Here is a 12,772-nt window from a genome sequence, read left to right on the forward strand (position 1 = left end):
TCAGCAGCGAAATCCAGCCGTCCGTTTCGGGCGCCCGCCAACTTGGAAGCGGGTTGCCGAAGCAAGGCCCTGCCGGCGAACGCCGGATGCCTTCACCGCGCGAAAGGAAGCGTCGATGCTGTCGATGACACTTAGCCGGAGCCGGAGCCGGTGGCCTTGACGCCGGGTGCGGCCGGGATGCGGCTGGTCCCGGACCGCGTTGACGGAATGGTCTGGCTGGTCCACCGACTGTGAGCGCGGCGCGCCCGGGCGCATGAGGGCCTGATGGCTCACACAGACGGTGGGGGTTGTCTCGGACCGGAGAAGGCGGACAACACGCCGACGGCGCCCACCACGGAGATCAGGACGAGTAGGAGGGCCAGTGCGTTCTGCACCGCCGTGTGGCCGCTGAGTCTGTCCATGAAGTTCGCGGCGGACAACTCCTCCGCATCCTCCCCTTCCTCGGCCGCAACGACATGCGCATAGCGGCCGATGCGGTCGGGCAGCGCACTGATCCGATGCGACGAGGACTCTTCGAAGAAGGGTCCGTAGCCGGGCGTCTCACCGCTGGCGCGAACCTCCCGCTGGCGGCAGACATGGGTGTCGTTGTTTTCGAGCGTCCAAAGGAACGGTGGACAGAACGTGAGCATGAACCCGGCCAGGAGGGTTCCGATGGCGGCCCACCGTTCGTCGGCCGACGCAGGTACATGCGCCAGCACGGTCTGCGGCAGCCAACCGAGGGCCAGCCAGAGGATGATGAGGAGGAAGGCGTCCTGCGCCACCCCTTTCACGGGTGGGTAGTCCGTCCGGTATCGGCGACCTCCTGCTCGGTAGAAGGCCGCGGCCGCGGCGACCATGAGCAGGAGCACTGCCAGCGCACAGCAGGCCCAGGCGAGCAGTGACCAACCGACATTGGCCGGCCGCCCGGCAGGCCGGACCAGACCGGACATGGACCAGTAGCTGATGAGCCCCGTCGCGGCGGTGACCGAGACAAGGGCCGCCGTCGACGCCTTCGTCAGCCGCGTGGCGTGCAGCCATGCCCCGTTGCCCGCGATGCCCTCCGCGGCGAACAACATCATCACGAAAGCCTGGAGGAGAGCCAGGAGGTTCACCGCACCCTCGCGCACCAGCGCCACGAGCACGACGATGCAGATGACTGTCGCGCCACCGGCGCAGATCCACGCCGACCCTGCGGAGCGGTCGGGAGTAGCGGAGGCTGACGCGTCTGCCGTCGCCCAGGCGATGACGACGCTTCTGCCCGTGGCCAGCACCCCAGCGGCAGCGACTCCTCCCACGCTCAGCAGGATCTCCCAGGGGACCTGGGCCGAACCCGGGCTCCACTTCAGGGACGGGGCCAGGGCGATCGTGAGCACCAGGATGGCCGAGAACGCCGCGACACTGTAGCTCGCCATCCGCGTCCACACTCTGGTGGCCGCCCGTCGCTGCTCCCTGCTGGGCCGACCGTCGGGCGAACGGCGCGTCGAGTCTCCCTCCACGGCCATGAGGTCGACATAGTCGGCTTTGAAGTACTGGAAGAGGACTCCGCCCAGAACGGCACCGGCGATGGTGAGGATGAAGCCGCCGGTGATGTACTCGTCCGTCCTCCCGACAAGGGTCGTCGCGAACAGGGAGGCGACCAGGAGACAGGTCGAGATGCCGACCGACACCCCGTACTCAGCGGTCAGGGGAGACTGCCCGGGCATGCTGAGCACGTTGCCTCGCAGCCAGCGTAAGGACGCTGCGCAGGCGACCGCCAGGACCGGTGATGTCAGGGTGATCCAGAGGTGGTCCGGGCGTGCGGCGGAGACGTACACGGTGACGGCGCCGAACAGGCCGCACACCCCCAGTGCTTCCACCACCGACAGAGAGCCGCCCCGTCTCGTCGTCGCCGCCAGCCCGACGCCGGATGCCGTCACACTGGTCAGGGCGGCGTAGACAAGGCTGTTCATGTGGGGGTGTGCGTCGACGAAGACCACGGTGAACAGCACCAGCACCGAAGAGACGGCGAGGGTGCTGAGGTACGCGAGATGGCGCCATACCCGCAGTCGTACCAATGCCGCTGCCACAAGAACTGCGCCGATGGTCACAGCGACGAGGGAGGCCCGCCCACCGACGGTGTCGCCCGCACGTTCCGCGTCCGCAACGGCCAGCCATGCGTAACTCGCCATGCAGGCGCATGCCACGCACGCCCACGACGAGGTCAACGTCTTCTGGACGTCTGTCGCGTCGGCGGCGCGCAGATGCTTCACCACGTCAGTGCCCAGCCCTGCGAAGCAGCAACACGCGGAAACCAGGAACGCCGCGTGCCAGATTCCGACAGCGTTCAGATCTCCGGCTCTTGGGATCGTCCAGTTCAACACCGGATGCTCGTCCCACACCCATGCCACGATCACCGCGGCGCCCGCGGCCGCCCCCGACAGGGCACCGATGACGACAGCGCGCCACCGATGGAGCGGCGTGTACTGCGTGGCCAGCCGCCGCGTCGAGACGCGCAGACACAGCGCCAACAACGGCAGAAGGAGACCGTCACCCCACGTCGCACTTCGGAAATCGAACAACCCTGGAAGAGCAGACGTGTACGTTCCACTTGCCCAGAAGACCAATAGTGTTCCGTATCCAAGGACCAGAACAGCAAGAGGCCATGCCAAGATGCGCAATCTGGCCATCGGACCCCCGTACGAATTCATGCGAGCCCCACCAGATGGTGCGGTCGCTGATTTCAGTTGAAGGGTACCGCTGCCAGGTTCGACTGATAAGTCGTCGCGGCGCACAGTGAATTGGTTGACGAGTGTGGATTCTTCGCTTTCGGTGGCACCGGCTCACCTGGTGTCGAACAGGTGTCCTGTGTCCGGTACGTCAGCCACCATGGCGCAAGTCGTGCCGCTGTAGTTGGCTGTCGTGCGTCGGAGGGTGCTGCGGGATTTCCGAACTCGAGGTGAAGCCGTGCGGGTCGCGGCGGTCGGCAGGGAACTGTGCCGGGCTGGCGCCCATGATCACCGGCACTGTGGGCACCATGGTTCACCTGCGATATGTGACCGGGCTGTCGTGCACGTCCTGCAGCTGGCCACTTGGCGGCTATCCAGGCCAGGTGTGAAGGACTAGCGTGTGTCGTGCGGCCCCGGCCCCCGGCAGCGCAACGGCTCTCAGCTGTCTCGCTCCTTGGAGCGCGCCCATCCCCAAGGCCGGATTCCTGCATACACGGGCGTGCCCCCACCAAGGGTGCACGCGAGAGTGAACTGCCTCGACCTTCCGGCGCCTTCTATGCATGGCGCGGGGCAGCGCGCAGCTGTCCGCGCCTCCTTTCGGGCCGTCGATTGCGCTGTGGCTGCCACACGGGCCTGAGCTGCGGGAGGTATCGGCATTCCTTGCCTCATGTGGACGGCGCCCAGCGAGTCGGCTCTGGACCGCTGCGAACAAGTACTCAAGGGCGGAAACGCCCACATCAGCACGGAGAAGGCCGGTGGCCTGATTCTCCGTCCGCCGGCCCTTCAGTCGTCGCGGCAAGGCTCGTCATCACTCTGGAAGGCAGGTCGGAATGGGTACTCAGGACAGTGGACGGCGAAGGATCGTGGTTGGGGTTGACGGCTCGCCTCCCTCCCAAGCGGCGTTGCGGTGGGCGGTGCGTCAGGCGCGGATGACGTCCAGCGTCGTTGAGGCTCTGATCGCCTGGGACTACCCGACGACTGCCGGGTGGCCGGCGCTGCCGCTCCCCGATGACTTCGAGAGTACCTTCGGCAAAACCTTGTCGGAGGCGGTGGCGCGGGCCACGAAGGATGAGCCAGGTGTCGAGATCCGTCAGGCCGTGATCGACGGAAATGCGGCCAAGGCTCTGATTGCGGCAGCGCAGGGAGCTGACCTGCTCGTGGTGGGCAACCGCGGCCACGGTGCCTTCACGCAGGCGTTGCTCGGTTCGGTGAGCCAGCACTGCGTGCATCTGGCCACCTGCCCCGTGGTCGTCGTCCGAGTCTGATCCTCCCGCCGGGCGTTCCCACACGCCGCAGAACGCAGCGTGTATCCACGCGAAGCAGGGCCGAAGGGGTTCTTTCATGTCTCACGCCGAGCAAGAACACCGAACCAGCACCATGTCGTTGTCCGATGACGAACTGTGCGCGCTGGACGCTCACTGGCGGGCCGCCAACTACCTGGCTGTCGGCCAGATCTACCTGTTGGCCAATCCTCTGCTCACGCAGCCACTGCGGCCCGAACACATCAAGCCGCGCCAGCTCGGACACTGGGGGACCTCTCCGGGGCTCAACCTGGTCCACACCCACCTCAACCGCCTGATCAAGAAGCGCGGTCAGGAAACCTTGTGTATCTGGGGGCCGGGCCACGGCGGGCCCGCGGTCCTCGCCAACTCCTGGCTCGAGGGCAGCTACAGCCAGACCTATCCCGACGTGAGCCGGGACGCGACGGGCATGGAGCGGCTGTTCCGTCAGTTCTCCTTCCCCGGCGGAGTGCCGAGCCACGTGGCCCCGGAAACCCCGGGCTCCATCCATGAGGGCGGCGAACTCGGCTACGCGCTGTCCCACGCCTATGGCGCCGCGCTCGACAATCCCGACCTCCTGGTCGCCTGTGTGATCGGCGACGGTGAAGCCGAGACCGGCCCGCTCGCCGCCTCCTGGCACTCCAACAAATTCCTCGATCCCGCCCACGACGGTGCGGTCCTTCCGATTCTGCACCTCAATGGCTACAAGATCGCCAATCCCACGGTCCTGTCCCGGATTCCGGAGGCGGAACTCGACGATCTGCTGCGGGGGTACGGTCACGCCCCTCTTCACGTCACGGGGCACGATCCGGTCCAGGTGCACCGGGACATGGCCCGGGCGATGGACACCGCCCTGGACCGCATCACCGAGATCTGGAGTGCGGCGCGTCAGGAGGGCGCGACCGGGCGGCCCGCGTGGCCCGTGATCGTGTTGCGCACACCCAAGGGCTGGACCGGGCCGGCGGAAGTCGACGGGCTGCCGGTGGAGGGCACTTGGCGCTCCCACCAGGTCCCGCTGACCGGGGTCCGCGACAGCGCGGAACATCTGGGACAACTGGAGGAGTGGATGCGCTCCTACCGGCCCGAGGAACTCTTCGACCAGCGGGGACGCCCCCGCGAGCAGGTTCTCGCCTGTGTTCCCGAGGGCGCGCGGCGTCTCGGCGCGACCCCGCACGCCAACGGTGGTCTGCTGTTGCGCGACCTTCCCGCAGTGCCCCTGGAGAGGTTCGCCGTCGCCGTCGACAAGCCCGGCGCGACCCTGCACGAGCCCACTCGGATCCTCGGTGACCTTCTCGAATCCGTCATGGCGGCCACGAGCGAGCGGCGGGACTTCCGCGTCGTCGGCCCTGACGAGACCGCCTCCAACCGCCTCCAGGCCGTGTACGCCGCCAGCGGCAAGGCCTGGCAGGCCGAAACGCTGGACAGCGACGAGGACCTCGACCGGCACGGCCGCGTCATGGAGATCCTGTCCGAACACACCTGCCAAGGCTGGCTGGAAGGCTATCTGCTCACCGGTCGGCACGGCTTGTTCTCCTGCTACGAGGCGTTCGTCCACATCGTCGACTCCATGGTCAACCAGCACATCAAGTGGCTGCGCACCTCCCGCCGCCTGCCCTGGCGCGCGCCCATCGCCTCCCTGAACTACCTCCTCACCTCGCACGTGTGGCGCCAGGACAGCAACGGCTTCTCCCACCAGGACCCCGGCTTCATCGACCACGTCCTCAACAAGTCGCCGGAGGTCGTACGGGTCTACTTGCCCCCGGACGCCAACACCCTCCTCGCGGTGGCCGACCACGTGTTGCACTCCCGTGACTACGTCAACGTCGTCGTGGCCGGGAAGCAGCCCTCCTTCGACTGGTTGACCTTGAGCCAGGCGCGTGCCCACTGCGCCCGCGGGGCGGGGATCTGGACCTGGGCCGGCACGGAGGACAACTCACGGGAGCCGGACGTGGTGCTCGCCGCGGCGGGCGACGTTCCCACCCAGGAGGTGCTGGCCGCGGCGCAACTGCTCCGCCACCACCTTCCGGACCTGGCCGTGCGAGTCGTCAACGTCGTCGACCTCGCCCGCCTGCTGCCCGCCGAGGAGCACCCGCACGGCATGCCCGCCGCCCAGTACGACGCCCTGTTCACCCAGGACAAGCCGGTCATCTTCGCTTACCACGGCTACCCCTGGCTGATCCACCGCCTCACCTACCGCAGCGCCGGCCACGCCAACCTGCACGTCCGCGGTTACAAGGAAATCGGCACCACCACGACCCCCTTCGACATGGTGGTCCGCAACGACCTCGACCGCTACCGGCTGGTGATGGACGTCATCGACCGCGTGCCGGGCCTGGCCGTCCGCGCCGCCGGCGTGCGGCAGCAGATGGAGGACGTCCGGCTGCTGCACCATGCCTGGATCCGCGAACACGGCACCGACCTCCCCGAGGTCACCGACTGGACCTGGAGCGCCTGACGTGCCCCGGCCCACCCACGGGCACACCACCCTGACCACAAGCTCCGGCGGCTCCCGATGAGCGGCGGGCCGACCCGGTCGGCCGTACCGTGCTCACTGATGAGCATGGAGGCCGTGGTACTCGACACCGACGGCGTCATCACCGACTCGGCGCGGGTGCACGCCACGGCGTGGAAGACGGCCTTCGACGTCTACCTGAACGAGCGACAGGCCGGTCAGCGCCCCTTCGACGCCCATGACGACTACCTGCGGTACGTCGACGGCAAGTCACGTCACGACGGCGCCCTTGCCTTCCTCGACTCCCGCGGGCTCGACCCCGCCGAGGACGACGTACTGGCCGTCACCGCCGACAAAGAGGCGCTGTTCACCAACCAGCTGCGCGAGCACGGCATCGCCGCCTACCCCGGCACGATCCGGCTGCTGCACGTCCTGCGATCAGCCGGAATCCCCCGGGCCGCCGCGTCCGCGTCCCGGCACGCTCCAGAACTCCTCGATCACGCGGGTGTGCGGGACCTCTTCGACACCCTGGTCGACGGTGCCGAGGCCGCCCGCCTGAACCTGCCCGGCAAGCCCGACCCCGCCCTGTTTCTGGAGGCCGCCCGCCGCCTCGGTGTCCCCGCCGCCCGCACCGCCGTCGTCGAGGACGCCCTCGCGGGCGTCGAGGCCGGGCGGCGCGGCGGCTTCGGCCTGGTCATCGGCGTGGACCGGGCCCGCACCCCGGCCACCCGCGCCGCGCTCCTGGACCACGGCGCGGACATCGTGGTCGACGACCTCGCCGACCTGCTCGTATCGGAGGACTGAGCATGCCCGACGAGACCGGCTCGACCGGATTTCCCGACCTCGCCGACTGGATCTGGGAGTACGAGGGCTACGACCCCGCCCAGGAACGGCTCCGTGAGTCGCTGTGCACCCTGGGCAACGGATATTTCGCCACGCGCGGCGCCGCCCCTGAATGCGCCGCCGACTCCGTCCACTACCCGGGCACGTACGCGGCCGGCTGCTACAACCGGCTGACGTCCGAGGTCGCCGGGCGGCAGGCCGAGAACGAAGAGATGGTCAACCTGCCCAACTGGCTGCCGCTGCGCTTCCGCACCAGCCCGGGCGAGTGGCTGTCCCCGGACACCCACAGACTGCTCGACCACCGCCAGAGCCTCGATCTGCGCTCCGGCACGCTCACCCGCACCCTGCGCTACGAAGACGGCACCGGCCGCCGCCTCGCCGTACGCCAGCTACGCCTCGTACACATGGCCGACCCTCATCTGGGGCTCCTGCGCACCGAGTTCACCGCGGAAGGCTGGTCCGGGCCGTTCGACGTGGAGGCGGCGCTCGACGGGACCGTCACCAACTCCGGCGTCGAACGCTACCGACTGCTGGCCGCCCACCACCTCACCCACACCCACACCGGAACCTCAGGCGACAACGACACCATGTGGCTGCGCTGCCGCACCGCCACCTCCGACATCCGGATCGGGCTTGCCGCCCGCACCACGGCCGACGTCCCGGCGGACACGGCCGTCGAACACGACACCGGGCGAGCGGTGCAACGACTGAGGTTCTCGCTCACCGACGGTCAGACCGTGACCGTCGACAAGACCGTCGCACTGCACACCTCCCGCGACCCCGCGATCAGCGACCCGCTGCACGCCGCTGTCGACCGGGTGCGCCGAGCGCCCGACGCCACCGCCCTGCTGACCTCCCACCGAACGGCCTGGCGGCAGCTGTGGCGCAACGCCGAACTGGACGTCCCCCAAAGCGCGGGGCCGGTACTGCGGCTGCACCTCTTCCACGTACTGCAGACCCTCTCCCCGCACACAGCGGACCTGGACGTGGGCGTACCGGCCCGGGGACTGCACGGCGAGGCCTACCGGGGCCATGTCTTCTGGGACGAACTGTTCGTCCTGCCCTACCTCAACCTGCACTTCCCCGAGGTTTCCCGCGCCCTGCTCACCTACCGCCACCGCCGCCTGGAACAGGCCTGCCTCGCCGCTCGCGATGCCGGCCACAACGGCGCCATGTACCCGTGGCAGAGCGGCAGCGACGGCCGCGAGGAGACCCAGCACCTGCACCTCAATCCGCGTTCGGGCCGCTGGCTGCCCGACCACTCCGGCCTCCAGCACCACGTCGGCTCGGCCATCGCCTACAACGTGTGGCAGTACTGCGAGGCCAGCGGCGACACCGGGTTCCTGCACACCAAAGGCGCCGAGATGCTGGCACAGATCGCCCGGTTCTGGGCCGGGCTCGCCACATACGACCAGACAGTCGGCCGCTACCGGATCCGCGGGGTGGTCGGCCCCGACGAATACCACGAGGCCTACCCGGGAGCCGCACACCCGGGCCTCGACGACAACGCGTATACGAACGTCACCGCGGCCTGGGTCCTGTCCCGCACCCTCGACCTGCTCCGCGGCCTGCCCGAACCACGTCGGCGCGACCTCTACGAGCGCATCGCCCTCTCCCCCGGTGAACTCGACGCCTGGGAGGAGATCTCGAAGAAGCTGCACGTGCCGTTCCATGACGGAGTGATCAGCCAGTTCGAGGGGTACGGCGAGCTGGCCGAGCTCGACTGGGCGGCGTACCGGGCCCGTTATGGTGACATCCGCCGCCTGGACCGGATCCTTGAGGCCGAGAACGACAGCGTCAATCACTACCAGGCGTCCAAACAGGCTGACGTCCTGATGCTCGGCTACCTTTTCGCCCCGACCGAACTCCGCGGCCTGTTCACGCAGTTGGGGTACACGCTCGACGACGCCACATGGCAGCGCACCGTCGACTACTACCTGGCCCGGACCAGCCACGGATCCACCCTCAGCAGCCTCGTCCACGGCTGGATCCTGGCCCGCGCCCGCCGCTCCGACGCCTGGACCTACGTGCAGGAGGCCCTGGCCGGGGACATCGCCGATGTACAGGGCGGTACCACGGGCGAGGGCATCCACCTCGGCGCCATGGCGGGCACGCTGGACCTGATCCAGCGAGGCCTGACCGGCCTCGATACCCGCGATGGGACGCTGCACCTCGACCCCGCACCGCTGCCCGAACTGTCCGAATACAGCTTCGCGATCCGCTACCGGGGGCACTGGGGCGTCCGGTTGCGACTCGGCGCCGGACAACTGCGGGTCACCGTCCCGAAGTCGGACCGAGACCCGATCGACATCGCGCTCCCCCATCGCACTGTGTCAGTCGAGCCCGGGGACTCCTGCACCCTCCTCCTCGCCGACCAGCCATAAGCATGTGCATCTCTCCGCATGACCAATCGAAGGAAGTCACACCATGCGCACCATGCGCGCAACCACTGCAAGGACCTTCCTGATCGCCACGATCGCCGTAGCCGGCCTTACCCTGACGCCCGCTCTCGTCTCCGCCCAGCCGGGTACTGGCAGCGCCCGGGCTCACAGCGCCGCCGGGGCTCCCGGCAGTAACGGGGCCAACGGCGTTGGGGTCCTCGGTGGTATCGGTGGGCTCGGCGGCACCGGTGGCGCCGCGGGCGCCAATGGCAATGGAGGCAACGGAGGGACCGGAGGCAATGCCGGCGGCGTCGCGAGCGTCGGCGGCCTGGGCGGCACGGGCGGGGCGGGCGGAGCCAACGGCAACGGCGGCAACGGCGGCTCCGGCGGCGAGGCCCAGCTCGGCGGTACCGGCGGCAAGGGCGGCGTCGGCGGCGTCGGCAATGCCGGGGCCGGAATCAACGGCGGCAAGGGCGGCAACGGCGGTGCCGCCATCCTCAGCGGCGGCCACACAGGCGGCACGGGCGGCGCAGGCGGCGCGGCCAGCCCGGTGTGCCCGGGTAAGCCCGGCGGCAACGGAACCGCGGCCACGATGTTCGCGAACGGCACCACCGGCGCGACAGGCGCCGCAGGCAAGACCACTCTGCCCTGTTGAACATCCCGGTGAGCCCGGTGAGCGGGTCGCAGCGGGAAGAGGAGAAACCCTCAGAACTTGCCGATCACCTGAGAGTTGCCGGGGGCGGAACTCGTTGATGCCATATGCGCATCCTGGACGAGACTGGCGGCGCCGGAGCGGCCATCGGGCTCCAGCGCAGGAGTACGGTGGCTGCACCAGGGGCACTTCGCACTCCGGCATCCACGCGGGTCTCGTCCTCGGTGAACGACGGCAACGGGGACGACCACCGTGTCGCTCCTAAGACGGGTTCGCATCATGGCTGCGACCACCACCCTCACCCGCACCACCCGCCCTGTGCCTCCCGCCGCCCGGGTGGCCCTGCGGTCCCCGACGGGCCGCGGGCTGCTCGACGGCGCCTGGTGGCCCCGTTCTCGCGACCTGACCGCCGAACTTCCCGCTCTGGCGGACGTACTCGACCCACTGTGGGGCCGCATCACCCGCATCGCCGTCAACCCGATGCTCTGGCCCGTCGTCCCGCGCAAGGTGACCCTCCACGACCACGTACTCAGGATCGGTTGGTTCACCCCCGAACTGGATCCGCACAAAGTGCTGTTGCTGTCCTATGGGACCGGCCGCTGGGACCTCTTGGTGATCCCGCCCGAAGCGGATTCCGCGAGCGCCACCCGGCTCATGGCCGCCGCCGGCGACCCGGGCGGACCTCCGCTGACCGCCACCGCTCTCGTCGCCGCCGACATCGGTCCCACGGCCGTGGGGCGGTGACCATCGTCGACACCGCACTCACCGCAATCGCCTTCCTGTTCCTGATCGCCACCCACGCATACGCGGTCCACCGCCTCAACGCACAGCACGCCGAAAGGATCGCCTTGCGCGCCTACAGCCGCACGGTCTCCCCGGCTGATCGGCACGACCATCGCAACGGGGGCCGCGGCCGGTTCCCCGCGCGCCGCCGCCGCGACCGCACCTCGCACAAGCGACCCCGCTGACCCAGGCCTCGCCAAAGACGACCGTTTGACGGGAACGGGATCGGTCAGTCGTGGGTCGCCCTGGCCTCGGCGGCTTCTTCAGGCAGCGGTTCCTCCCGGCCGGGTACCACCACGGGCGGGCCTCTCATTACCCCGGACGTAATCGACCACCGCGCGACCGAGCGGCAGGCTTGAGTCATCGCCCCGCAAGAAGAGACTCACCTCACAGGAGGCTGACCCGCCATGACCGCACACGACACCATCGCGTACGAGACCGCCGTCGCCCGCTACTTCGAGGCCTGGAACGCCGAGGGAACCGAGAACGTCATCAAGGCCGTGGCCGCCGCCTGGACGGAGGACGGCAGCTACACGGACCCGCTGGCCGACGTCTCCGGACACGAGGGTGTCGCCGCCGTGATCAACGGAGCCCACGAGCAGTTCCCCGGCTTCGAGTTCCGCAGGACCGGCACGGTCGACGGGCACCACGACATCGCGCGCTTCACCTGGGAACTCGTGTCGCCCGTGGACGGGTCCGCGCCCGTAGCCGGGTTCGATGTGATCACGCTGACCGACGACGGCCGGATCCGTACCGTGCACGGGTTCCTGGACCGCGTGCCTACGGCCTGAACGCCGCGCAGTCCGCCCTCGGCGAGCCCCAACGGCCGATGTCACGTGTTCGTGCGCTGTATCCCCAGCCGCGGAGTGAGCGTGAGGCACAGGCCCGCGACTGCCCGGTCCGGTGTCGTGGGCCAGGGGGGGGCATGGCGCTGGTGCCGTGGCCGCCGAGGCCCACCGGTCGGTGTCCGGGCAACGGTTCGCGGAGCTTGTCGAACAGACGGGTCGAGCCGTCGTCACGGGCGTCGCGGAGATCCTCGATGCCGCTGACGATGTGCAGGAACGACTCGTGCAGGCGCAGGCCCCGCTGATCGCGGTGGCTGAGTGTCCGGGCGCGCCGGAAGTGGGCGTCGCGGCCCTCGTGGATGTCGTAGAACCGATGCTGGAAGCGGGTCTCTCCTCGCGCTCCGTCCGCGGCCTCCCAGAGGGCTGACACCGCCCGTCCCGCGTCCATCGTGATGTGCCGGACCGCGACTCCCTCCCGGACCCGCACGCCCTGTTCACGGGCGTGTTCCAGCAGCGCGTGGTCGAAGTCCGCACGGACGGCCTGGAAGCTGTACTCGGCCGTCCGCCCCAGGCCGTCGAACCGCAGGTCCCACTGCTGCCCGCCCCAGTCGTAGTAGGCGCCGGTCTTGCGGACGAAACCCAGCCGCTCCACCCGTTCCCGTGCGCCCAGGAGGTCGAGCAGTGGCAGCAGTGCCGGCAGCAGCGACTCGCCGATGTGGTGGCGCGGGAACCGGGTCTTGTCCAGCAGGTGGACCTCGCGGCCCTCGCGGGCCAGCAAGGCCGCCGCCGTAGCACCGGCCGGTCCGCCGCCCACCACCAGGACCTCCGTACCATCGACCGGTCGCTCGTGCCTGGCACCTCCCGGAGCCGCGCGGGACGAAGTGGCGCAGCCGCCAGTGAACTGCACGGGCC

At 69.3% G+C, this 12,772-nt stretch carries 10 protein-coding genes; 8 read left to right on the forward strand and 2 right to left on the reverse strand.

Annotated elements, in window-relative coordinates:
* Positions 1-269: 269 nt before the first annotated feature.
* Entirely contained in the window at positions 270-2,537 is a 2,268-nt protein-coding gene (locus AC07DI_RS09100; protein ID WP_478903226.1) for a hypothetical protein, read from the reverse strand.
* Between the two features lie 977 nt (positions 2,538-3,514).
* Between AC07DI_RS09100 and AC07DI_RS09105 the strand changes: the two genes are divergently transcribed.
* From AC07DI_RS09105 to AC07DI_RS09140, 8 genes are all read left to right on the forward strand, one after another.
* Positions 3,515-3,949 (forward strand): universal stress protein, encoded by a 435-nt coding sequence (locus AC07DI_RS09105; protein WP_384247009.1) that lies wholly within the window; start codon positions 3,515-3,517, stop codon positions 3,947-3,949.
* 76 nt (positions 3,950-4,025) lie between these two features.
* A complete protein-coding gene (locus AC07DI_RS09110; protein WP_478903227.1) occupies positions 4,026-6,419 on the forward strand; it encodes a phosphoketolase family protein in 2,394 nt (797 codons plus the stop codon).
* A gap of 57 nt (positions 6,420-6,476) precedes the next feature.
* Positions 6,477-7,220, forward strand: coding sequence for an HAD family hydrolase (locus AC07DI_RS09115; protein ID WP_478903229.1), 744 nt, complete (start codon positions 6,477-6,479; stop codon positions 7,218-7,220).
* 2 nt (positions 7,221-7,222) lie between these two features.
* Positions 7,223-9,643: a glycoside hydrolase family 65 protein gene (locus AC07DI_RS09120; RefSeq protein WP_478903230.1), complete on the forward strand. Its 2,421-nt coding sequence runs from the start codon at positions 7,223-7,225 to the stop codon at positions 9,641-9,643.
* 43 nt (positions 9,644-9,686) lie between these two features.
* The gene (locus AC07DI_RS09125; RefSeq protein WP_478903232.1) at positions 9,687-10,295 is read left to right on the forward strand and encodes a hypothetical protein; all 609 of its coding nucleotides are present in this window, start codon (positions 9,687-9,689) and stop codon (positions 10,293-10,295) included.
* A 276-nt stretch (positions 10,296-10,571) separates the two neighbouring features.
* Positions 10,572-11,036 (forward strand): DUF5994 family protein, encoded by a 465-nt coding sequence (locus tag AC07DI_RS09130; RefSeq protein ID WP_478903233.1) that lies wholly within the window; start codon positions 10,572-10,574, stop codon positions 11,034-11,036.
* Positions 11,033-11,260: a hypothetical protein gene (locus tag AC07DI_RS09135; protein ID WP_478903235.1), complete on the forward strand. Its 228-nt coding sequence runs from the start codon at positions 11,033-11,035 to the stop codon at positions 11,258-11,260. Before AC07DI_RS09130 ends, AC07DI_RS09135 begins: the two co-directional genes overlap by 4 nt.
* Positions 11,261-11,482: 222 nt before the next feature.
* A complete protein-coding gene (locus tag AC07DI_RS09140) occupies positions 11,483-11,866 on the forward strand; it encodes a nuclear transport factor 2 family protein (RefSeq protein ID WP_478903236.1) in 384 nt (127 codons plus the stop codon).
* On the opposite strand, the gene AC07DI_RS09145 is transcribed toward AC07DI_RS09140, so the two are convergent.
* Positions 11,856-12,677 (reverse strand): NAD(P)/FAD-dependent oxidoreductase, encoded by an 822-nt coding sequence (locus AC07DI_RS09145; RefSeq protein WP_478903238.1) that lies wholly within the window; start codon positions 12,675-12,677, stop codon positions 11,856-11,858. The two genes, AC07DI_RS09140 and AC07DI_RS09145, sit on opposite strands and share 11 nt — an antisense overlap.
* Positions 12,678-12,772: the final 95 nt, after the last annotated feature.

This window comes from Streptomyces sp. NPDC044106, assembly GCF_056433985.1.